The organism is Psychrobacter sp. VH5 (assembly GCF_050572635.1).
GTDB classification, from domain to species: domain Bacteria; phylum Pseudomonadota; class Gammaproteobacteria; order Pseudomonadales; family Moraxellaceae; genus Psychrobacter; species Psychrobacter celer.
On sequence record NZ_CP192145.1, the window covers coordinates 2,413,310 to 2,437,680 of the forward strand.

Consider the following 24,371-nt stretch of genomic DNA (forward strand, 5'->3'; position numbering starts at 1 on the left):
CTATTTTTTTATTGAGTCGCTCGGATATCGTTACAATCAGTTCGTTTCAAGCAATATGAGGTAAGCGCGTGTAAACATACGAGTAGAATGGGCAGTCAGATACTGTATTGACGTTTTATAGAGAATGATATTGAGGCCTTATTTTTCTAAGAAAATATACTTTTAAGTATCAGTATTTTAAAGAATACTGATACTTCGCTATGAACAAGTTAACTTTATATCTATAGCATCAGAAATTAAATTTACGTATGATAAGAACCAAAACTCCTAGACTCAGATATATTCGAAATTATAAATAAATATATAAATAAAAATGAATATATTACGGAAACAATATATAGCCGATCCTAAATAAAATTAGCACGCAAGGGCAATTAATACGAGTAACACTATACCTGTTTTAAAGTAGGTTATATATATTACCTTTTATGAATATTTTTATAGCTAAGATCTAAACTCACGCCAGTGCAGCCATAAACGCGTGTCTAATTCGAGCTGATGATACTCTGGCTCCATATGGCAACATAATTGATAAAATGCTTTGTTGTGCTCATGCTCCTTAAAATGCGCCAACTCGTGCACGACGATCATGCGCAAAAACTCAGGCGGCGCTTCTTTAAATAAGCTTGCCACCGTGATGCTGTTGTGCGATTTAAGCTTACTACCTTGGACGCGAGACTGCGTGGTATGAACCCCCAACGCCTGCTTGAGGACTTTTAATTTGCTGCTATAACTGACATTCGATAGCGGGCCGATTTTGCGCATAGACTGGTTTTTTATATCATTTATATATTGATAAAGCGCCTTATCGCTTTGCACTTGGTGATGATTGGGATATTTACTTTCTAGATAGTCGCCCAGCCTGCCCTCGCTGATGAGCCGTGCCGCTTGGCTTTGAATATGCTCAGAATAATGAGCGAGGTACTTGAGTGTGGTCACAGATTTATCCTTTTATATAGGGTATGTCTTAGTCAAAATACTTTAAGTACACTATGGTACTGCTGGTATAGATACCATGTTTCACTGACTATACTTTACAACTTATCTCTATATATTTTAACTTATACCACCTATTTACCTATCGCCAGCTCATAAATAAACCCCATAAGCTAACTGTAACTTATGGGGTCATCTAAAAGACAATTTTGTCACGGTATCTAGCCAGTTGACATCTGGTTATTCAACATCTAGCTCATTAACGCTCTAAATGTAGATACTGCAAATGGCGCTCATACTGATGCAGAATATCGACCAGCACTTGCTCTTTGGTGTAGCCAACCAAGTCGTACTCCTGTGAGCCATCACTTAAAAACACCTCAGCACGGTAGTAAAACTCAGCATGCTTGGTTGAGGTGTTTAAGGTAAAGTTTGGACGCTCAGCTTTGATGAGATTGACCTCATAAATAAAGTCATCTTCATCGCCATGACCGACGCGCAGCTTGATACCATCTATTTGACCATTGTCATCGTCTAGACCTGCATCGAGATCGTCGCCAATATTGGCCAGATTTCGCACATCCAATGACGTCTTTAGACCGCCAGCTCTTAGCTCTTTTTCGACATCACTCATGGCAGGTTTGACGATGTTTTGTAAAAACCGCTCGACTTGCGTATGACTTGGAAAACTAACAATACGCTGCAGACGCGCTTTCCAGCTCTTACCACTGTCAAGCACGTTTGCGGTGCCGACCGTACTGGCTTTACGCTTATTGCCCTCTTCTTTTAGGCTGCGCCACATCGACATCATGTAAAGCACCAAAATCAGCGAAAATGGCAAACCTGCGATGACAGACACCGACTGCAACGAAGCAAACCCGCCGGCGAACAGCAAACCTAAAGTGATCAGACCGGTGGCCGCTGCCCAAAATAGGCGCAACCAAACCGGTGCATCAGTATCATTGGTCATACCTTTTGAGCTAAGATTGGCCAGTACTAGCGCACCAGAGTCCGCTGAAGTGACAAAGAAAATAAGCCCAATGACCACGCCAGCGAATGATAAAACATCACTAAAAGGGAAGTACTCAAACAAGGCAAACATGCCCATCGCCGCGTCATTGATAGCGATTTCACCCAGCTCTGTCGCACCATTGGCGACCAAGTCTATCGCTGAATTGCCAAAGATAGAAAACCAAGCAAAGATAAAGCCCAGCGGGATAAACATCACACCAAAGACAAACTCACGCAAGGTACGGCCACGGCTGATACGCGCGATAAACAAACCGACAAACGGCGCCCAAGCCACCCACCATGCCCAGAAAAATATCGTCCAGCCTGATTTCCAATCGGCACCAGCGCTGCCGTCATAGGCATAGACGTCGAATGTTTTGAAAACGATGGTTTGGAAATACTGACCGATACTTTGGGTAAAGGTATTGAGCAAGTACACCGTATTGCCCATCACCAGTATCGCGATTAATAGCAATATCGACGAGAGCATATTGAATTCAGATAGACGGCGTACCCCTCGCTCTACACCAGTCATCGCTGAGATAGCCGCAGCAGCTACTACGCCTAAGATGATCAAGCTCTGCACCATCTTGCTCGACTCGATACCAAAGACATGGGTCAAGCCTGCATTAGCCTGCAGCACGCCGATGCCTAAGCTGGTGGCAATCCCCATCAAGGTACAGACCACACCAAAGGTATCAATGCCATCACCCAGCCAGCCTTTGACTAGGCGCTCGCCAAAGATAGGCGTCAGCGGTGAGCGTAGCGCCAGCGGCATGTTTTTGCGATAGGCAAAGTACGCTAGCGCCATACCGATAAGCGCATAAATACCCCAGCCATGCAAACCCCAATGCAAAAAAGTCTGAGATAACGCTTGGCGCATCGCTTCGGCACTGGCAGGCTCTAACCCCGTATGCGGCGTGAGATAATGCATCAATGGCTCAGAGGCACCAAAAAACAATAAATCGATACCAATACCGGCCGAAAATAGCATCGCTGCCCACGCCAAAAAGGGAAACTGCGCCTTTTCGTGGTCTTGTCCCAGCTTGATATCGCCGTATTTTGAAAAGCCCACAAACAAAGCAAATATACTATAAGCAGCCACCACCAGCATGTAATACCAGCCAAAGCTCTCTGATACCCACGCCATGCTCGCGCTTAATAATGCCTCACTATAATCTGGCAAGGCAATCGTCCAAATAATCAATAAAATAGAAATAATCGCTGAGCCTAAAAAAACTGTCTTATTTAGGCTCAAGGGTTTCGTCGCATCTTCTGATGGCGAGCTGTACATAAAAGACCTCAATAGGTAAATGAAACAGGATCTGATAATGCTTTGTCCGTCATAACATAGTGTAGAGTTACCACGTTATCTATATAAGCGCAGGATGCACAAAGCAGTACCAATCAATAAAAATTTGCTAAACAGTCCGCAGACCCCTTAGCACCACCGTTAAAAAACAATGAAAAGATAATCAGCGCAAAATAAAACCGATATGCTCATTTGCGTGCGGTACTGATGATATCAGTGCTCACAAGGGTGCCAGCAAATTTGCACTGATAAAAAAGACCTTTACGTTGAAAGGCCTTTTATTTGGAATTGACGTTATATTATCCTTATATCGTGCCTACTCGCTGGCACGTTTATTTATGCAGTCGTATGATAAGCACGCATCGGCTCAGCTCTGAGCGGTGCGCCATTGGCGACATAATAATCCGCTGTCGAGCGTGGTAATTGTTTACCGCGCATCTTATCAACGATTTTTTCGGCCAGCATAATGGTGGTAGCATTTAAGTTGCCACTGATGATATTTGGCATAATCGACGCATCAACGACACGCAGACCATCGATACCGTGTACCAGCCCTTCACCATTGACCACCGAATCATTACCCTCACCCATCGCACAGGTACACGACGGATGATAAGCGGTCTCGCTATGATTGCGGACATACTCATCGAGCTGCGCATCGGTCACCAGATCATCGGTCGGCGCGATAGCACGGCCGCGATATGGGTCAAGCGCTGGCTGATGCATAATCTCGCGAGTGATACGCATCGCTGCGCGGAACTCCTGCCAATCTTGCTCGTGCGACATATAGTTAAATAAAATGCTTGGATGCGCATTTGGGTCTTTTGAGATGAGCTTGACGCGGCCACGACTTGGCGACCGTAGTGAGCCCACGTGCGCTTGGAAGCTGTGCGATTTCACCGCACTACGACCATCGTAACGCACCGCTAATGGCAAGAAGTGATACTGGATATTGGGGTGAGTAAACTTCTCATCGGTACGGATAAATCCGCCACCCTCAAACTGATTGGACGCGCCAAGACCAGTACCATTAAACAACCACTCAGCACCAATCGCAGGTTTATTCCACCATTTATTGGCAGGGGCAATCGACACCGGCAGTTTACATTCATACTGCATATACAGCTCTAAATGGTCTTGTAGATTATTACCGACACCCGGCAACTCTAAAACCTCATTAATACCCAAGTCTTTGAGCCACTGACCAGGGCCAATACCAGAGCGCTGCAATAATTGCGGCGAAGCGATAGCACCTGATGAGACGATCACTTCACGAGCGGCATAGAATTTTTTGGTTTGACCTTGATGCTCAACTTTGACGCCGACCGCACGCTTACCATCGAATAAAATCACATCGGTCAAGGCACCGGTCAAAATGGTGATATTGCTACGTGGTTTGGCACGGTCGAGATACCCGCGAGCCGTTGATGCGCGGCGACCATTAGGCGTGACAAAACGATCCATTGGCCCGAAGCCTTCTTGCTGATAGCCGTTTAGATCCTCTGTACGCGGATAGCCTGCCTGCACGCCCGCTTCAATCATCGCTTCAAACAGCGGATTGACCCCAGGTTTTGAGGTGGTCATTTCTACCGGACCACCGACGCCATGATAGTCGTTTTCGCCTGCGTCGCGGTTCTCTGATTTTTTAAAGTACGGCAAGCAGTCGAGATACGTCCAGTCTTCTAAGCCCTTGATTTTGGCCCAGTCGTCAAAATCGAGCGCATTACCACGGATATAGCACATGCCATTGATGAGTGATGAGCCGCCCAGCCCTTTACCGCGGCCACAGTCCATGACACGGTTATTCATATATGGCTCAGGATCGGTTTTGTAGCCCCAGTTATACGTAGTGCCTTGTAGCGGCATCGCGAGCGCCGCTGGCATCTGCGTACGAAAGTCTAGTCGATAATCAGGTCGACCCGCTTCTAATAGCAACACCTTAATGTTGGCATCTTCGGTCAAGCGCGTGGCCAGCACGTTTCCGGCTGAGCCTGCACCGACAATGATGTAGTCATATTCAGGTGTGGTTGCTGTCATAAAACGCTCCATAATAGTAAAAATACGTCATGTCATCAGTAAGCTCACATCATGCCGGCGTATTTACCGACATGACGTGCTTACTAACGACAGCTTTCTTTGTACATTAAAACAAGTGGTTAAAACAGGTGGTTAAAAAACAAGCAGTTAACAAGCTATTAAAATACCGACTCAAACTTACCCAGCTCTACTTGGATAGATTTGGTCTGCGTATAATGCTCAAGGGCTTCGATGCCGTTTTCGCGGCCGATACCTGAATGCTTATAACCGCCAACTGGCATTTGCGCAGGCGACTCGCCCCAAGTATTTAGCCAGCAGATACCCGCCTCTATCTGTCCGATGACGCGATGCGCGCGGGTTAGATCTTTGGTTACCACCCCTGCCGCCAAGCCGTACTCGGTATCATTGGCACGGCGAATGACTTCTTCCTCAGTCTCATAAGTCAATATCGACATCACAGGGCCAAAGATTTCTTCACGCACGATAGCCATGTCATCGGTGCAATCGGTAAACACCGTTGGCGCGACATACGCGCCTTTAGCCAGCTCGTCTGTCGTCACTCGCTCACCGCCCGCCAATAGACGCGCGCCACCCGCTTTACCTTGCTCGATATAGCCAAGCACACGCTCCATATGCGGGAAGCTCACTAGTGGTCCCATATTGATATCTTCATCCATCGGATCGCCGAGTTTGATACGTTTGACCCGCGTCAAGATCGCTTCTTCAAACTTGGCTTGTAGCGCTTTTGGGATAAATACACGCGTGCCATTGGTACAGACCTGACCGGTACTATAGAAGTTCGCCATCATGGCAATATCCGCTGCCATATCGATATCGGCATCGTCAAAAATAATCAATGGCGACTTACCGCCCAGCTCTAAGGTTACGTCTTTGAGAGACGATGATGCCGCGCTCGCCATGACTTTTTTGCCCGTTGGCACGCCGCCTGTAAACGAGACTTTGGCAATATCAGGATGCTGGGTGAGTGCTTCGCCTACTTTATAATCGCCTTGTACGACGTTAAAGACGCCATCTGGCATGCCTGCCTCAGTAAAGATTTCCGCCAGTTTAAGTGCCGTCAGTGGCGTAACTTCTGAGGGTTTAAAAATCATCGCATTACCTGCAGCCAACGCTGGCGCGGCCTTCCACATCGCGATCTGAATCGGATAGTTCCATGCGCCGATACCAGCGACGACGCCGAGTGGCTCACGGCGCGTATAGACAAAGCTCGTGTCACGCAGTGGAATCTGACGACCTTCAATCATTGGCGCAAGTCCTGCATAGTATTCAACAACATCGGCACCTGTGACGATATCGACATACTTAGTCTCAGACAGCGCTTTGCCGGTGTCTTTGGTTTCAAGCAATGCCAGTACATCATTACGCTCGCGCAATATCGCAACTGCCTTTGACAAAATACGGCCACGCTCAACTGCGGTCATTGCCGCCCACACTTTTTGCCCTTGTTGCGCCGCTTTTACCGCTTCATCGATTTGCTCGGCAGTGGTTTGCTGAATGCTCGCCAGCACTTCACCTGTCGCTGGATTGATATCGTCAAAAGTCGTTAAAGAATCATCGACCGCCAGATAGCGACCGTTAATATAAGCGGTCTGCGTTTGTGTTAAATCAATAATATCTTGTAAATTATTTACGTTTGTCTGAGTAGTTGTCATAAGTTTTCCTTAAGGCGACTGAGAATTTATAAAAAAGCGTTCAGTCAATCATGCCGTCATAGGTTAAAGATAAAATTTTCTATGTGCGTGTTATTGACCAAAGCTGTTTATCAAGTTATTGGTCAAAGTCATTTATCAAAACGGTTTATCAAAGTCTTGCTGCGTCATATTTATCAAGCGCTCACGTATTGAGGCCTTGTCCGAGATATCGATACCCGAAAAGTCAGAGAGCCAAATACCATCGGCGACCAGACGTACCATACATAGCGTTTCGCTATTGTCGGTAGCGGCATATTTTTTTAGCTGCTCATTTGACCACTCAGCCCAGCGTTCGCGTAGCATCCGGTCTCCTAGCATCAACACATACAAAGTCGCTTGGCTATTAAACTCGGCCTGCCCTTTTTCGCCTAAGCTGATGGTGGCGTCGATATAAGCGCGGGTAAACGAGCCGTAGCTGACCGGATCCTTTGCCATGGCAGCATTGACTTCTGCCTCAAACTTGGCCATCGCATCATAAAACACCTCTAAGATAAGCGTATCCTTGGTAGCAAAATGATGCATCACTCCGCCTTTGGTCACGCCGACGGCATCTGCCACCGCTTGAAAGGTCACTTTAGACAAGCCCTGCTCTAGCGTGATACGCGCTGCCTCATCGAGCAGCGCCCGCCGCACCAGCTCTGGCTGTTTTTTACGTTTATGCGCGTTTTTCGTTTCCATTTTTGTGTCCATGTTCATTTTTATCTACCTGTCAGTGCACCACCGAGTTTGACAATAGGTTCATCACCACCACACCACCGACGATCATCGCAATACCGACCACCGCCGCGGTATCGAGACTTTGCTTAAAAAAGAACACCCCGACTAGTGATGTCAGCACAATCCCCAGACCGCCCCACAGCGCATAGGCGATGCCAAGTGGTATGGTCTTGATGGTCTGGGTCAACAAATAAAACGAGATGGCATAAAGCACGCCCATAATCAAGGTCGGCACCAAACGGGTAAATTGCTCTGACTTGACCAAAAAGGTCGTGCCAACCACTTCACAAATGATAGCGATAGCGAGATAACCGTAAGCAATGATGGTAGGACTCATAGCTAAGACACCTGTGTTAAATCCAGCGTACACGCTTGATTGAGTGAAATGGATAAGCAATAAATAATAGAATGCAGCCCCAAAAGAAACCACACGGTCGGTATTTTATAGAAATAATCCAGCAATGTGAAGGGCAGCCCAGCAGTTTTTTTGTTTCAAGCGATGTGCAGATTGCTTTTATATTCAAAAAGATAGCCAAATTGTCTAATCAAATTACCCGCAAAAGCTTGATAACCAACGCTGACAGCAGATTGCTTGAGCCATAAATAAAAGTAGCATATCGCTGCTATTTTTTTGTTACATGCCGCAGGTAGATGGAGACTTTAACAAAACAGACACACTATTAAGCCCATCCATATCCAGACCTATCCGCCCTAACGCGCCGTCTTATAGATACATCATTCTGAGGTGCGCTTATGACATATTAGGGTCGTTTTTATCGCTAAAATGCGCCAAGGACTGAGGGCTGGCAGTCAAACTTCACAACAACTAAAGAATATTTGCAAATTATGTCAAAATAAGGTTGACAGCCTATAACGACTTGGCTAAAATGTGCCCCACATAACGCAGACAGCAATTACTTTTAGCTTGTCATATTTACCGTTATCACAGCTTATTCTCCAATAGCTCAGTTGGTAGAGCAACGGACTGTTAATCCGTGTGTCCCTGGTTCGAGCCCAGGTTGGAGAGCCATATACGAAAAACCTTCATCATTATTTGATGAAGGTTTTTTTATGGCCGTCATTTTTGGCTCAGACAATTCTCTTATGAAATCAGTGATATAAATACCGCTGCGGTGTTCATTTGGACGATTTTGTTGTATGGTAAGAGTAGTTTGCTTGGGCTCGTTTTGTCTGAATATTTTACTCCTACTCACTAAAAATAATGGTTTATTATGATACCTGCACGTGTAAAAAATAAGTTTTCTGACCATCCGCAAAAAATCATGCGCCCGGTCAGTATTCGGCTGTCTGAAGAGATGATCGCATTATTAGAGACCACCTCAAAAGAGCTGGGCTTTAAGCGTATTCAAGGACTGATTCGCCTATACATCCGTCAAGGGCTTGATCGTGATCATCAAGACTATACCCTAGCGCACGATGAAGTGTTTATCGAGTCTTTGCGCAAGCGCGGCGTCAGTCAACGCATCATCGATGAGGCCATCGTGGTGACTCACAATAACAACATCTCCCACCCCCTATCCGAGCTACAAAACGATGATTAGCATAGATGATTAAGAAAGCCGATTCGATATACTGCCGACTATATATAGACAACAATATATAATCGACGATACATAAGCGACAGTATAAAAAACCGCTTTCTTAATGATGAACTAGATAGGCTGCGTACCAAAAGACTGAGCTTGCCCATGGCGCTCAGTCTTTTTTATGCGCCAAATGATGGTTGTCGCCCACACACAGTCTTTAGCCATAATCCAACACAACACCAAAAAAAAACCAGCTATATTAAAACCAGCCCTACTTATAAAAAAAGCCGATGACAATCACGGTCGTTGGTGCAAAACAAATTGACACGGAGGTGTACGATGGGAGGTTTCTATCCGCGTTTTAACCAAGCATTATTGTTGACGATGGCATTGGCATTTCTGCCTGCTATCTCTGCGTGCTCACAGCCGCAGGCAGATCCTAGCAAAAAAACCATTCCGACCAACTCTGATCAGTGGCAAAAAAAGCTCGGTGATACTTTTGAGCAACTGCCTAAGACCGATCAGCAGCTGCTCAGTCGTTATATGCTGCGCATGAAACTCAGCGGTGCCTATGAGTCTGGTGCGATGCCGCGCACTACGATCAAACAAGCCTTGATACAGCAGCGTGAATATGAGCGCTTGCATCCCAATAATCCCACGGGCAAAAAAAGCCCCATCATAAAAAGTCAGCAAGCGGCCACGGCCAATGCGCAACACTACCCTGTGGCGCTCTTGCCAGTCAAAAGCAGTGATAGCGACAGTTTAAACCAAGTAAAGCTCCAGTTTATGCTATCCAACCACGGCGAAGTCGCCATCGATAGCTTTAAGGGTACATTGGTGATGAAAGACATCGCTTTGACCCAAGGCAAGCGCTTTAATGTCCCGTTGACTGTGTTTGATCCTGCTATCAAACCTGAGCAGTCTGGCAAAATTATCATCGAGAGTAGCATTGAGGACATCAATGTCATGCGCGCTATCAGAAACACCAGAGACATGACTATTGAGATTAGCGAAGGGACATTGACACTAGCAGATGGTCAACACGTTGATTTTGATGAGTCTTTAATCAAATAAAACATCACTAGGTACACGACTGGGTATATAAATGAATACGCAGGTAAGAGACTGGCTAAAAAGTAACAAGCACTCTCTTGTCATTATTTAAGTGATAAAGCGCGCTGATACACACCCATAAAAAAAAGCCCCAATCAGCAATGATTGGGGCTTTTCGAATTTGGCGGAGACGGAGAGATTCGAACTCTCGAAGGGCTATGAACCCTTGCCGGTTTTCAAGACCGGTGCATTCAACCGCTCTGCCACGTCTCCATTGGTGCATCATTATATAGATATCATTTCATAATGCAAGCAGATAATCTAAAAAAATTAAATTAATTTATCGATGAGCACAAATCACGAATTTAATGACCGCTGGAGGCCAAATGCAAACACATATCAAGCAGTCTATTGGCATAGCCCCACTCGTTGTCGTACCAAGCAAAAACCTTATACTGCGTACCGACCTGCATCAGCTGCTGACCATCAATGATAAGCGACTCGGTCTGATGGATAAAGTCGCTGGATACTAGTGGCTCATCGGTATAGGCCATGATATCACGCAAATGACCGTCGCTGGCGGCTGTCAGTACTTCACGAATCGCCTCAGTGCTGACAGGCTGGGTGTCAAAGACAAAGGTCACATCGATCGCTGCAACGGTGATGGTGGGTACACGGATAGAGTGACCATTGATCTTGCCGACCATCGCCGGTAATACACGCTCAGTGGCAGCGATACTGCTCGAGGTCGTAGGTATGATGTTATGACCTGAGGCACGGGCACGTCTTGGATCTCGGTGCGCTTGATCGAGCACATTCTGGTCAGCGGTGACTGCATGAATCTCTGTCATCATCGCGGAGGTGACGCCAAAGGCCTTATCAAGGGTATCGATCAGCGGTACCAGCGCTTGGGTGGTACATGAGACGCTCGAGATAATCGGTAGCGCCCGCGTCAAGGTATCGCTGTTGACGCCCATCACGATACAGGCATCGACATCATCGAAAGGCGCTGCACCGATAATGACCTGCTGCGCGCCCGCCTCGATATGCAGATGCGCCTGCTCATAAGAGCGAAAGTGCCCCGTACACTCCAATACCACATCGACCCCTAACGCTTGCCATGGCAGGCTCTTGGGATCCGGCTCTGAGAGCATATTGATACAGTAAGTCAGGCTGTTTTTGGTCAGGCACAGCTGGGTTTTATTCTCATCCGTACTAGCGACCACCAGCTCAGCTGCCACGCCCAGCTGACTTAAGCGGCCATGCGCACTATCAAACTTTAATAAATGCAATAAAATATCAGCAGGTGCCAAGTCATTAATTGCCACCACATGAATCGCACGACCCAAGACCTCAAAACGCTCTAATAAGGCGCGCAGTACATTACGCCCGATACGGCCAAAGCCATTAATCGCCACTCGTAATGGCTGGGTATGCTCGCCTGTATAAGACATCGCGGCGACGGCTGGATCAGAGGTCAGTTGATAAGTGGCGCTAGAAAAATCAGGCATAAAAACATATCGCTATAAAGATAAAAAACACGGCAAATCACTGAGACGATATCACATCATCGCCCAGCCCTACGGGGTAATAAAAATCAAGGCCAGACGAATGGTGTTGTAATCGATACGCTGCTTGAGATGCTCAAAGACTGGGCGCAGCTTAACACTGCCATCATCATTAAAGTCATTGGGATTGTTGGCGACTTTGATCGCGATATAAGCGGTACCTACTGCCGTCATTACCTCATCGTCTGGGCGCAGATGGTCACAGGCCAAGCTTGGGTCCTGCAATTTTAACTCTGCAATATGGCGCATGATGGTAGATTGCGACAGCTGGCGCGCTTGTGATATCTCAGCGATAGACAAGCTCTCTTCGAGGAGCGTTTTGGTTACCAGCAAGGTGCTTTGGGACTTATCAGCGACTTGGTTGCGGCGTTTTTGTTTTTTGTCAATCTTTGCCTGCTGCTGCTCACGGCGCTTTTTTTGTAGCGCCGCGTAGGCATTAATCACTGATTGATTCAGCGTACCGCCCGACTTTAAGATAAACTTGTCATGCGCCTGTGTCAGACTCTCTTCATTGAGCATGGCATAGTTGGCATCCGCCTCTTCGGAGAGCGCCAAAAACCGCTTGTCCGCCCCGCGTGCGAGGGGGTCTAACTGCAGACTCATCTCATTCATGCCAAGTAGCTGCAGCCCTGCTAGCGACTTGAGGCGTGAGAGCGCCACATAGCCTTGGCCCAGCTCAAACGTGCGCGACAGATCAATCTCTGCGGCCTCTAGGGTCATGCCTTGCGATTTGTGAATGGTAATTGCCCAAGCCAGACAAAGCGGCACTTGGCTGTAGCTTGCCAGCACCTCCCCTGTCTCATCTTCGATGATCCACTCTTCTGTCTCAGCGACGACCTCACGGCCTGAGTTTAGCCGCACCACAGGCATTTTTTGCGTGGTGGGCTTTTTGGTTTTTGCCGTCTGTTTGTCTGACGTATCTGTCTTTTTGGCCGTCTCTGCGTCATCGTCTGCATCGACTTCTTCAATTAAGGCTTCGCTATTGCCCTTACCATCGTCTATCTTGACAGCGGCAAAGCCAACCAGCTCACCCATGGTGCCATTCGAGACGCCAAGCTCGGTGTTGTTTTTGATAAACATCACCTTAGCGCCGACTTTGAGCGTCAGCTCATCTTGGGTACGCACGGTCTTTTTGAGCGTGTCGACCAGCTTACTATCGCCCGTCGAGGTCGCCTCAAAACGCATCATCTCGCCATCTAGGGCGGCCAGCTCTTTATCATTGATTTTATTGACGTTGAGATTGTGAGTATACAGTCGGGTGCGCTTGATATCGACGTCTTGATCATAGGTTGCCTCTAGTGCCGCAATCGCCTCAAAGGTGACTTCTTGGCGGCGAATTTGGTTGAGAATGTCATCCAAATCCAGTCCGCCATTGGCCGCCTCGCTCACTTGACGATGCTGCTCAGACAGATAGCAAATATGAAACTTGGCATCGAGCCATGCCTCAGACATAAAAGCGAACTTTTCGCGGTTACTCTCGCCGCGACTGCCAATCGGTGGCAGCTGAAAAAAGTCGCCGGCAACGACCACTTGGATACCACCAAAGGCACTGTCGTTTTTGCGCACGTGTTTGAGCACTTGATTGACTAAGTTTAGCTGCTTGGCATGCAGCATCGATATCTCATCGATGATAAGTACCGCTGTTTCTTTTAGGCGATCTGCCAAAAACTGCTTGCGCGATAGATTGCTCAAATCGCGCTCCGTCAGCTCATCTTTGATGCCTATTCCTGACCAGCTGTGAATGGTGGTGCCGCTCATGTGCGTCGCTGCAATGCCTGTACTGGCTGTGACCGCCACTGGCACACGGCGCGCGCGCAAATAATCAATATATTGGTTAAGAGTATAAGTCTTACCCGACCCTGCCGATCCAGTCAAAAAAACGTTTTGACCTGTTTTTAAAATATTAAGAGCAGAAGATTGACGCATATATCCAAACCAATAAGTAATAAAAGAAAATAGGAAGTAAAAATACCGCACTGCATCGCACCCAAGTGTGCGGCACTGCCATTTAATTATAACAGTTGCACTCACTTTACAAAGTACTTTAGCAGGCGCTAATCGCATAACATAAAGTTATGTGATACGGAATATATCATTATAAAAAGTCATTATCTCTCAACGCCAAAGCTCAGTACGATAGAGTCATAGCTTGGTTAGGAAGGCCAAATATTTATGTTTCAACCATCATAATACCCAACAAGGAGTCGTTCATGTTATACGCCTATCCCAATACTGAAAACAGTCCCGTCCAATTCCGCAAAAAATACGACAACTTCATCAATAATGAGTGGGTCGCCCCCATCGATGGTGAATACTTTGACAACCCAAGCCCCATCGATGGCAAAACTATCTGCCAAGTGGCACGCTCAAAAGAAGCCGATATAGAAAAAGCACTCGATGCCGCACATGCTGCTAAAGACGCTTGGGGCAAAACCAGTGTCGCTGAACGCGCCAACTTGCTCCTCAAAATCGCAGACAAGATGGAAGCCAACCTCGAAGCCATCGCTATCGCCGAATGCTACGAAAACGGTAAGCCTGTACGTGAGACTTTGATGGCGGATATCCCGCTGGCTATCGATCAGTTTCGCTACTTTGCCAGTGCCATTCGCGCCCAAGAAGGCGGCATCAGCCAGATCGATGAAGACACCGTTGCTTATCATTTCCATGAGCCACTAGGCGTGGTCGGACAAATCATCCCGTGGAACTTTCCTATCCTGATGGCGGTGTGGAAAATCGCTCCCGCCCTCGCTGCTGGTAACTGTATCGTCATGAAGCCAGCTGAGCAAACACCAGCGTCCGTGCTATTTATGCTAGAGACCATCGGTATCGCTGACATCTTGCCAAAGGGCGTACTAAACATCGTCAATGGCTTTGGCGTTGAAGCTGGTAAGCCACTGGCTTCTAACCCGCGTATCAACAAAGTCGCCTTTACTGGTGAGACCACAACCGGCCGCCTCATCATGCAGTACGCCAGTGAAAACATCATTCCTGTGACGCTAGAGCTGGGCGGCAAAAGCCCCAACATCTTCTTTGCCGATGTGATGGATGAAGACGATGACTTCTTGGACAAAGCGGTCGAAGGTTTGGTCATGTTTGCCCTCAACCAAGGTGAGGTCTGTACGTGTCCGTCACGCGCACTGGTACATGAGAGTATCTATGATGAATTTATGAAACGCTGTATCGAGCGCGTCAAGGCCATCAAGATGGGCAACCCGCTAGATACTGATACCATGATTGGCGCGCAAGCCAGCTCAGATCAATTAGAAAAAATTCTCTCTTATCTTGATATCGGTAAGCAAGAAGGCGCAAAAGTATTGGTCGGCGGTGAACAAGCCAAACATGATGGCGCGCTGGGCGATGGTCATTATGTGCAGCCAACCATCTTTGAGGGCACCAATGACATGCGCGTGTTCCAAGAAGAAATCTTTGGCCCTGTACTTGCCGTCACAAAGTTTAAAGACGATGACGAAGCCATGAAAATCGCTAACGATACCTTATACGGCCTAGGTGCAGGCGTCTGGACTCGTAGTGTACATAAGGCGTATCGCTTTGGCCGTGGTATTCAAGCGGGCCGCGTCTGGACCAACTGCTATCACATTTATCCATCACACGCGGCCTTCGGTGGCTACAAGCAATCAGGTATCGGCCGCGAAAACCATCTAATGATGCTCGACCATTATCAGCAAACCAAAAACATGCTGGTTTCTTATAGTCCCAAAAAGATGGGCTTCTTTTAAGCCTGTCTGTCACGCACTTTATGGCAGCCGCCATAAAGTAATGAGTTGGTAGATATGATATCTATCAACTCACCATCCGCGATAAGGAGAATGCAACGTGAGTAATAAAATGAAAGCGGCCGTACTACATGAGTTCGGACAACCCTTGCAGATTGAAGAAGTGGATATCCCAACCCCAGGTGCCGGTCAAATATTAGTAAAAATGGAGGCCTCAGGCGTCTGTCACACGGACCTTCATGCCGTTGAAGGAGATTGGCCAGTCAAACCAAGTCCACCATTTATCCCTGGACACGAAGGCGTCGGATTGATCACAGCTGTCGGCGACAACGTCCACCATGTCAAAAAAGGTGACCGAGTCGGTGTGCCTTGGCTCTACTCTGCCTGTGGTCACTGTACGCATTGCCTAGGCGGCTGGGAAACGCTCTGCGAGCAGCAAGAAAACTCCGGCTACTCAGTAAACGGCAGTTTTGCTGAGTATGTCTTGGCCGATGCCAACTATGTCGGCATCATCCCTGAGGGCGTCGACTCTATCGAGATTGCCCCGGTGCTGTGCGCGGGTGTCACCGTCTATAAGGGTCTTAAAATGACGGATACCAAGCCTGGCGATTGGGTGGTGATCTCAGGTATCGGCGGACTTGGGCACATGGCCGTTCAGTACGCCATTGCCATGGGCCTTAATGTCGCGGCGGTCGATATCGACGATGAGAAGCTTGAATTTGCCAAAAAGCTGGGCGCCAAAGTCATCGTCAACGCCAAAGACACCGATCCTGGCGAGTATCTCCAAGAGCAGATCGGCGGCGCTCATGGCGCCCTTGTGACAGCGGTATCGGCCAAAGCCTTTGACCAAGCGCTAAGCATGCTCCGCCGCGGCGGCACCTTGGTGTGTAACGGCTTACCAACAGGCGACTTCCCTGTCTCTATCTTTGATACCGTGCTAAATGGCATTACCATTCGTGGCTCGATCGTCGGTACGCGCCTAGACTTACAAGAGTCGCTAGACATGGCAGCGGCAGGCAAAGTCAAAGCGACCGTCAAAGCTGAGCCACTTGAAAATATCAATAATATCTTTGCGCGGATGCATGATGGCAAAATCGAAGGTCGCATCGTCATTGACTATAACATGTAGACTCATGACGGTATAGGGAGTTCAGTATAAAAACGATACAGTGGGACTGGAATAAATTTTACGCAGCATCGAGCGGCGCAGGCACAGCACGCAAGGAAAATTTATACCAATTCCACGTTGACATATAATATATCTGTTTTATTGAGAATTGAGAATTGACTATATGATAGAGCTGTGCTGCGTTGTGCCGACTCTCTCTTAGTGCAGCACTGGCTTGTTGTATTTTATTTAGCCTTCTTAGTCGTATCGTTTTCACTCGCATGCTATCTTTGGTGTGAATGAAGAGGATACGACTTTTTACATGCCTCTGATTTTATACAGATATAGCCGATGCACTCTAAAAGGAATATAGCGCTACTGGGATGAATTTTGCGCAGCCTCTGGGAACGCAGCACGCAAGTAAAATTTATACCAGTAGCGCGTTTAAACTTATATAACAGTTTTATTTTCAATTGATTATAGTTAAACAATTTACCCAGTTTATTCAGTCAAGACACACCACCAATGATAAGGACATCATGATGAAAGTCACTGCTACCCCATCTTGTAAAGCACTGATCGACTTACTAAAATCCAAGCATGGCGAGCTGATGTTTCATCAGTCTGGTGGCTGCTGCGATGGCAGCTCGCCGATGTGTTACCCCTTAGGCGAGTTTGTCGTGGGCGGCCAAGATGTTTTGGTCGGCAAGCTGGTAGGCTGTCCGTTTTATATGGGTAAAGCACAATTTGAGCTCTGGCAGCATACTGACTTAACTATCGATGTAGTCGATGGTCGCGGCGCCAGTTTTTCGCTGGAGATACCCGAGGGCAAGCGCTTTATTGTGCGCTCTGAGGTGTGTGCGATCGATGATGAAACCGCTAAATAGATATTAGCTTACATTAACCACGCCGCGGCATTTAGGAAACTGCGCGCACCCATAAAAGGACTGTCCTTGGCGTGCGCCATTTTTCGCAGTGCATTACATACATTTAAATTAAGCATGTTGGATCGAAACATCATACCAAGCAATTACCGTTATGATATATTAAACAACATAATTCCGTTCTATTGAGATAACAGAATGCTACAATCAATTAGACTCAGAAATTTACGTAGTTTTGCAGATTCTGATAATTCACCTTATATCGATCTAAAGCCTATTACAGTGCTAATAGGTAAAAACAGTAGCGGCAAAAGTACGTTTTTGCGTAGTTTGCCATTACTAAGGCAGTCAGTTGAAGCCCATACTACCGGTCCTATATTATGGTATAGCTCCTATGTAGACTTTGGAGCCTTTTCTGAAGCAAAGAAATTTGATATTAAGGATAATATCATCTACTTTGACTTTAAAATTCAGCTCAGTCCTAATACTCCTAATTACTTCTCCTCCTACTACTACCATTTAAAAAGAAAAATATTAAGCTCTAAAGATGTTAATGTAGTGGTGGAAGTTGGTGTTACAGAAATCAATAATAAAACTATTTTAAAAAAATTGAGTTTGCAACTCTACAACCATAAATATATTTTTATATTTAACAATGACAAAAAGTGTGATTTGTATATAGATGGCACTTTAAGTAAGATTTCAGAAGACTTAGGTTATTTAAACTTAAATCAATTCCTACCTTTAATAGGTTTCTGGACAAAAGATAATCAAAGATTTGATGATGAAGGGGCAAGCGATTATTTCTATAATATATTACATTTAGAAATAAAGAAATATTTTGGAAAGACAAGTGACTCCACAATAAAAGATGGATTAGCTCGCATTGGTTTGAATGAAAGAGATGATATTAAAGATGTTCTAACTAAAATATTCAAAAGCAACAGAACATTTATAAAAAATTTAGAGAAAAAAGAAGAAGATATCTGTGATATGGTATATAACCTTTCTTTGTCTGCTAGTATTAGTAGCCTTTTAGTGACCATAAATAATGAGTTAGTAAATACTTTCAAAAATATCAAATATATAGCACCTCTTCGATCTACTGCAGAAAGATATTATAGACATCAGGATCTGCAAGTGAAAGAGATTGATCACACAGGTTCAAATCTAGCAATGCTTCTAAGGTCACTTCCAAAAAAAGAAAATGAACTATTTACTCAATGGACAAATGAAAATTTTGGATTCCAAGTAAAGGTTGAAGAACAAGGTTTACATTATGCTTTGAAAATAAAAGCTGGAAGTGACCCTAGAGAATATAATATTAACGATATGGGTTTTGGTTTTTCACAAATACTCCCTATCGTTGTATCTATATGGATGGAAACGTCAAGAAATAAGAAAACAACTTTGAGACAAAAAAAATCTGATATTATATTCGCAATTGAACAGCCTGAACTACATCTTCACCCTGAGTATCAATCGCGTCTTGCTAGAATGTTTGTATCTGTCATTAATACAGCAAAAGAAAGGGGGCTATCACTTAAAATAATTTTTGAAACTCATAGTCAAACTATGGTAAATACTCTTGGTGACTGTATCGAAGATGAATTACTAAACTCACAAGATGTTAATATAGTAGTTTTTGAGAAAGAACTGGATAGTAGCACCACTAAAGTAAAGTTCTCTCATTTTAATAATGAGGGATTTCTAGAAGAATGGCCAATTGGCTTTTTTTCAGGACGAAGATAATGCTATTTAAAGTTGAAAACTGCGATCCTAGTTCATATCTAAATGATTTAGATAAGATAATAGCCTTAGAAAATATAGTGAATACAAATGCCTCAAGAAACAATATAGTACTTCTTGATAGAGCAACTATAGATAGTATTAAAAAATCCGATATTTATAGTTTATCAACTAAACATTTTGTAATGGATATTGAAAAACAGAGACGAGAATATGGGGGTATCGTAAAAAATTTAGCTATATATAGTATAGTTGATTTCGACTTTGAAGGATTTGAGTGCATACGCAATATTAATCAGTGGGTTATCAAAATAGGTTATAAATTTTTTTGTGATCATGAGAATATTAGTCCCGTTAATATCGTGACTGAAGGGAAGCTAGATTTTGATTTCTACTCTTTAATAGCTAACTACTATACTAAACACATTTCATCAATTAAGCTACAGGTTAAATTCAAATTCCATAACGGCGGTGGAAGTCAATCAAAGCCTATTTTTGACAGTTTAGTCAAAGAAGGTAAGCTTGTATTATGCATTATTGATAGTGATAAATCTCATCCACATAAGGGTGAAGGATCTACTTCATCAGTTTTTACGGCTTCGGATAGAGCATATAATGGTAAAAATTTAGCTTATATCATTAACGTTAGAGAGATTGAAACGTTAATACCATTACAGATAGTTGAAAATACCCTTTCAAATAATAATCAAGTAGATACATTTGAAGAAGTAAAGCTTCTAGAAAAATCAAATCCTCTCTTTAGAACATATTTTGACCATAAAGATGGGTTGAACTTGCAGAGTGTTATTGATATTGACAATAAGCATGGAGCCTTTTGGTTACCTACTTTGTCAAGTATTAGTCGTTTCTCTAATAAAGATTGCTTCAAGAATAGTTTATGCTATAGGTGTAATGGTTGTCCTAAAATTATCGGGTTTGGTGATCATATGCTCGAGCGGGCTGTAAATAGTATGAAGACATCAAACTTAAGGAAATTCAATATTGAACCGCAGGTTATATCGCATTGGAAAAATATCGGAGAAATTATGATGGCATGGGGTTGCGTCCCAGTTTCTTCTATTTCGAGAGCGTCATAATCTAAGAAGACATATATAAAAAAAGCTGCCAGATAACTCCAGCAGCTTTTTTAAGTTTTTAGTTTGATTAAAGGATTAAACCAAACTATTTACCGCTTCAACCACAGCGTCGGCCGTAATACCAAACTCTTTATACAAATCGCTGGCTGGTGCTGACTCGCCATAAGTGGTCATACCGATGACTTTGCCATCGAGACCGACAAACTTATACCAGTAGTCTACGTGCGCCGCTTCTACTGCGACGCGGGCGCGGATGGTGGCAGGCAATACTGACTCGCGATAATCAGCGTCTTGCTCCATAAAGATCTCGGCACATGGCATAGACACCACACGCACGCCAATGCCATTTTCGCTAAGCGTCTTGTGCGCTTGCATCGCAAGACCAACTTCTGAGCCGGTTGCGATGATGATGGCTTGTAGCTCGCCTTGTTCTTTGGCTAGTACGTAACCACCTTTGGCGATGTTCGCGACTTGGCTCTCATCGCGCGCTTGATGTGGCAAGCTCTGACGGCTAAAGATCAATGCAGATGGATTGTTTGCTGACTTAATCGCTTCTACCCAAGCCGTAGCCGATTCGGTCGCATCGCAAGGGCGCCATGTGCGTAGATTTGGCGTGGTACGTAGGCTAGTCAATTGCTCAACTGGCTGATGCGTCGGGCCATCTTCACCGAGACCGATAGAGTCATGGGTATAGACATGGATGACGCGCTGCTTCATCAGTGCGCCCATGCGTACCGCGTTACGTGCGTATTCCATAAACATCAGGAACGTCGCTACGTAAGGGATAAAGCCGCCATGCAATGCAATACCATTGGCAATCGCGATCATACCGAACTCGCGCACGCCATAATAGATATAGTTGCCATCAGCGTCTTTCTCGATTCCTTTAGCACCTTTGAATAGCGTCAGGTTCGAGCCCGCTAAATCTGCTGAGCCGCCTAGTAGTTCTGGCAATAATGGCTGCAAGCTGTTGATCGCGTTTTGGCTGGCTTTACGACTAGCAACGTCACCGCCTGCTTCTTGCGTTTGCTGAATATACGCTTGCGCTTGGCTAGCAAAGTCAACAGGCAACTCGCCATTTAGGCGGCGTAATAGCTCGTCTGCCAGCTCTGGGTAGACTTTTTTGTACGCTGCAAAGTCAGCATCCCAGTTCTTTTGCTGCACATCGCCTTTGGCTTTGGCATCCCACGCTTCATAGATTTCATCGTCTAGCTCAAATGGGGCATGTTTCCAAGACAGCACATCACGAGTCAAGGCAATTTCATCATCACCAAGTGGCGCACCGTGGCTAGCCGCTAGACCTTGCTTGTTCGGGCTACCAGCACCGATAGTCGTTTTGCAAATAATTAGGCTTGGCTTAGCAGTTTCTGCAATCGCTTGCTCAGTTGCCCGCGTGATCGCATCAGTATCATGACCATCGACTTTGATAACTTGCCAGCCGTAAGACTCAAAGCGAGCTTCGGTATCATCAGTGAACCAACCTTCAACATTACCATCGATTGAGATACCATTGTCATCATAGAAGAATACCAATTTGCCAAGCCCTAGCGTGCCAGCTAGCGAGCACACTTCATGACTGATGCCTTCCATCAAGCAACCATCGCCCAAAAACGCATAGGTATGATGATCGACAACGTTATGGCCATCGCGGTTAAACTGGGCGGCAAGGGTTTTTTCGGCAATCGCAAAACCAACGGCATTGGCGATACCTTGGCCGAGTGGGCCTGTGGTCGTCTCAACACCAGGGGTATAGCCATACTCAGGGTGACCTGGGGTTTTTGAATGCAGCTGACGGAAGCCTTTTAGGTCATCGACACTGACGTCATAACCAGTCAAATGTAGCAATGCATAAATCAGCATCGAGCCATGACCATTTGATAAGACAAAACGGTCGCGGTTGTGCCAGTTAGGATCGGCAGGGTTGTGCTTTAAGAATTTACGCCACAAAACCTCGGCAATATCGGCCATGCCCATCGGCGCGCCCGGGTGCCCTGAGTTGGCTTTTTGAACCGCATCAAACGACAGTACACGGATGGCATTGGCTAGTTTACGTTCGCTAATTGGAGCTGGCATAGAGTGTCCTAATATTCGAATCAGAAATGTGGAGCATAAGAGAAGGGTTTACTCGAGGATAGTCTGCCAAAAACGCCTGACGCATCATCGACAGACAGACGATAAAGTCAAAGTGCTATATTAACATATTTGCCATCAGGCACGCTAAAAATGCGCTGATAGAATCGTTTGTATTTAATCATCATTTGTATCATTTTTTTCAAACCAACACGGATCAAAAAACCGCGAGCCCATTGATGACCCGCAGCTTAAATAGCAATGTAGATGGCAATTTAGAAAAACATCCCTGCATTAAACCAAAATGGTCTCAGCGCCGCCCATATATGGACGCAGCACTTCTGGAATGCTAATACTACCGTCAGCGTTTTGATGGTTTTCCATCACTGCCAGCAGCGTACGGCCGACAGCAAGGCCTGAACCGTTTAGCGTATGAGCAAGACTGGTTTGTTTGCCATCTTTGACTCGTGTGCCCATACGGCGCGCCTGAAAGTCGCCGCAGTTTGAGCAGCTAGAGATTTCACGATAGGTGTCTTGGCTTGGTAGCCATACTTCGATGTCGTAGGTTTTTTGCGCAGCAAAACCCATATCACCAGTACACAGCTGTACCACCCGATAAGGCAGATTTAGCTGCTGCAAGATATCTTCGGCTTGACCTGTCATCGCCTCAAGCAAATCATCTGACTGCTCGCTAGTGGCAATATTGACCATTTCGACTTTTTCAAACTGATGCTGACGAATCAGACCACGGGTATCACGGCCATGCGAGCCAGCTTCACTACGGAAGCAGGGCGTATGGGCGGTAAACTTCAATGGCAGCTCTTTGATATCCAAACGCTCACCGCGTACCAAGTTGGTCATCGGCACTTCTGCAGTCGGAATCAGATAAAAATCCATCTCATCGTTATTGGTATGATTGGTCAGTTTAAACAAATCCTCTTCAAACTTAGGCAGTTGGCCGGTGCCTTTTAGGCTCTCGCTATTGACGATATAAGGCACATAAGTCTCAAGATAGCCGTACTTGACCGTATGAGTGTTCAGCATAAACTGAATCAAAGCGCGATGCATCTGTGCCAGCTGCCCTTTGAGCACATTAAAACGACTACCGGTCAGCTTGGTGGCCGCTTCAAAATCCAGCATGCCCAAGGTTTCGCCGATATGGGTATGGTCTTTGATGTCAAAATCAAACTGACGCGGCGTCCCCCATTTGCGCACTTCGACATTATCATCCTCTGACGTTCCGACAGGCACATCTGCTGCTGGAATATTGGGGATTTGCATGGCCGCTTGTGTGATGCGCTCTTGCAAGGTGCGCAGCTCATCTTCTGCCGCCTTAATCTCCCCGCTGATGCTTTGCATTTGAGCCAGTAGCTCGCTGGCATCTTCGCCTGATTTTTTTAGCACGCCCACTTGCTTTGCACCCGCATTACGGCGCGATTGCAGCTCTTCGGTTTTGACTTGTAGAGATTTACGCTCGGTTTCGATGTTTTGCCAAAAAGCCATATCAAGCTCGTAGCCGCGAGTGGCTAGCTGCTGTTGTAAATCACTTAAATCGCCGCGTAAGAGTTTCGGATCAATCATAATAGTCGCCTGTAACGCTAAATGTGGGTAAAAGTTTAATAGGGCGTGTTGATAATCAGATCAGCCAATCAGAGCATGCTGTCAGGCCAATTCCGCTAAGATAATAGACTTACATGGCCTGTTAAAGGACCATCCCATTATCCTAAAATGGTTCTGATGAGTGTCTTCATGATGCACTGATGGATATCAAGCCGCCTGATGTGCCATGCTGGTTATAAGAATATATAATAGCCGCTATGATACCAAGACCCAGCA

The 24,371-nt window shown here is 45.8% G+C and carries 17 protein-coding genes and 2 tRNA genes; 8 read left to right on the forward strand and 11 right to left on the reverse strand.

The genetic code is table 11. The features are described from left to right. Positions 1–444 precede the first annotated feature (444 nt). The 6 genes from ACNFVB_RS10095 to ACNFVB_RS10120 form a co-directional block, all read right to left on the reverse strand. Entirely contained in the window at positions 445–939 is a 495-nt protein-coding gene (locus tag ACNFVB_RS10095) for a M48 metallopeptidase family protein (protein WP_430737400.1), read from the reverse strand. 256 nt (positions 940–1,195) lie between these two features. Then, complete coding sequence (gene betT, locus ACNFVB_RS10100; RefSeq protein WP_298738312.1) at positions 1,196–3,241, reverse strand: choline BCCT transporter BetT; 2,046 nt, start codon at positions 3,239–3,241, stop codon at positions 1,196–1,198. A 354-nt stretch (positions 3,242–3,595) separates the two neighbouring features. Continuing rightward, the gene (betA, locus tag ACNFVB_RS10105) at positions 3,596–5,296 is read right to left on the reverse strand and encodes a choline dehydrogenase (RefSeq protein ID WP_430737401.1); all 1,701 of its coding nucleotides are present in this window, start codon (positions 5,294–5,296) and stop codon (positions 3,596–3,598) included. 158 nt (positions 5,297–5,454) lie between these two features. Continuing rightward, positions 5,455–6,969 (reverse strand): betaine-aldehyde dehydrogenase, encoded by a 1,515-nt coding sequence (betB, locus tag ACNFVB_RS10110; protein WP_430737402.1) that lies wholly within the window; start codon positions 6,967–6,969, stop codon positions 5,455–5,457. A gap of 135 nt (positions 6,970–7,104) precedes the next feature. Further along, entirely contained in the window at positions 7,105–7,686 is a 582-nt protein-coding gene (locus tag ACNFVB_RS10115; RefSeq protein WP_430737403.1) for a TetR/AcrR family transcriptional regulator, read from the reverse strand. Between the two features lie 31 nt (positions 7,687–7,717). Beyond that, positions 7,718–8,062, reverse strand: a complete 345-nt coding sequence (locus ACNFVB_RS10120) for a DMT family transporter (protein ID WP_274633097.1) — start codon at positions 8,060–8,062, stop codon at positions 7,718–7,720. 617 nt (positions 8,063–8,679) lie between these two features. On the opposite strand from ACNFVB_RS10120, the gene ACNFVB_RS10125 reads away from it, so the two are divergent. The 3 genes from ACNFVB_RS10125 (at position 8,680) to ACNFVB_RS10135 (ending at position 10,346) form a co-directional block, all read left to right on the forward strand. After that, positions 8,680–8,755, forward strand: a tRNA-Asn gene (locus tag ACNFVB_RS10125). A gap of 202 nt (positions 8,756–8,957) precedes the next feature. Then, positions 8,958–9,287 (forward strand): CopG family transcriptional regulator, encoded by a 330-nt coding sequence (locus tag ACNFVB_RS10130; protein WP_105243922.1) that lies wholly within the window; start codon positions 8,958–8,960, stop codon positions 9,285–9,287. Positions 9,288–9,611: 324 nt separating this feature from the next. Next, positions 9,612–10,346 carry a hypothetical protein gene (locus tag ACNFVB_RS10135; protein ID WP_430737404.1) on the forward strand — a complete coding sequence of 245 codons (735 nt, stop codon included), beginning with the start codon at positions 9,612–9,614 and terminating at the stop codon, positions 10,344–10,346. A gap of 161 nt (positions 10,347–10,507) precedes the next feature. On the opposite strand, the gene ACNFVB_RS10140 is transcribed toward ACNFVB_RS10135, so the two are convergent. The 3 genes from ACNFVB_RS10140 to ACNFVB_RS10150 all read right to left on the reverse strand — a co-directional run bounded on the left by ACNFVB_RS10140 (position 10,508) and on the right by ACNFVB_RS10150 (position 13,819). Continuing rightward, positions 10,508–10,598, reverse strand: a tRNA-Ser gene (locus ACNFVB_RS10140). Between the two features lie 92 nt (positions 10,599–10,690). Then, positions 10,691–11,779, reverse strand: coding sequence for a type I glyceraldehyde-3-phosphate dehydrogenase (locus ACNFVB_RS10145; RefSeq protein WP_430738519.1), 1,089 nt, complete (start codon positions 11,777–11,779; stop codon positions 10,691–10,693). A 126-nt stretch (positions 11,780–11,905) separates the two neighbouring features. Further along, positions 11,906–13,819: an AAA family ATPase gene (locus ACNFVB_RS10150; RefSeq protein WP_430737405.1), complete on the reverse strand. Its 1,914-nt coding sequence runs from the start codon at positions 13,817–13,819 to the stop codon at positions 11,906–11,908. A gap of 284 nt (positions 13,820–14,103) precedes the next feature. Here ACNFVB_RS10150 and exaC point away from each other — a divergent pair, with 284 nt between their 5' ends. The 5 genes from exaC (at position 14,104) to ACNFVB_RS10175 (ending at position 20,465) form a co-directional block, all read left to right on the forward strand. Further along, the gene (exaC, locus tag ACNFVB_RS10155; protein WP_430737406.1) at positions 14,104–15,630 is read left to right on the forward strand and encodes an acetaldehyde dehydrogenase ExaC; all 1,527 of its coding nucleotides are present in this window, start codon (positions 14,104–14,106) and stop codon (positions 15,628–15,630) included. A 97-nt stretch (positions 15,631–15,727) separates the two neighbouring features. Further along, positions 15,728–16,756: an alcohol dehydrogenase AdhP gene (gene adhP / locus ACNFVB_RS10160; protein ID WP_430737407.1), complete on the forward strand. Its 1,029-nt coding sequence runs from the start codon at positions 15,728–15,730 to the stop codon at positions 16,754–16,756. Positions 16,757–17,274: 518 nt separating this feature from the next. Further along, a complete protein-coding gene (locus ACNFVB_RS10165; protein ID WP_430737408.1) occupies positions 17,275–17,622 on the forward strand; it encodes a DUF779 domain-containing protein in 348 nt (115 codons plus the stop codon). Positions 17,623–17,817: 195 nt separating this feature from the next. Then, positions 17,818–19,371 (forward strand): AAA family ATPase, encoded by a 1,554-nt coding sequence (locus ACNFVB_RS10170; protein WP_430737409.1) that lies wholly within the window; start codon positions 17,818–17,820, stop codon positions 19,369–19,371. After that, on the forward strand, positions 19,371–20,465 hold the full coding sequence (locus ACNFVB_RS10175; protein ID WP_430737410.1) for a hypothetical protein: 1,095 nt from the start codon (positions 19,371–19,373) through the stop codon (positions 20,463–20,465). Before ACNFVB_RS10170 ends, ACNFVB_RS10175 begins: the two co-directional genes overlap by 1 nt. Before the next feature lie 75 nt (positions 20,466–20,540). On the opposite strand, the gene tkt is transcribed toward ACNFVB_RS10175, so the two are convergent. Both tkt and serS read right to left on the reverse strand, forming a co-directional pair. Next, a complete protein-coding gene (gene tkt, locus ACNFVB_RS10180; RefSeq protein ID WP_430737411.1) occupies positions 20,541–22,538 on the reverse strand; it encodes a transketolase in 1,998 nt (665 codons plus the stop codon). 291 nt (positions 22,539–22,829) lie between these two features. Next, entirely contained in the window at positions 22,830–24,116 is a 1,287-nt protein-coding gene (gene serS / locus ACNFVB_RS10185) for a serine--tRNA ligase (RefSeq protein WP_075100598.1), read from the reverse strand. Positions 24,117–24,371 lie beyond the last annotated feature (255 nt).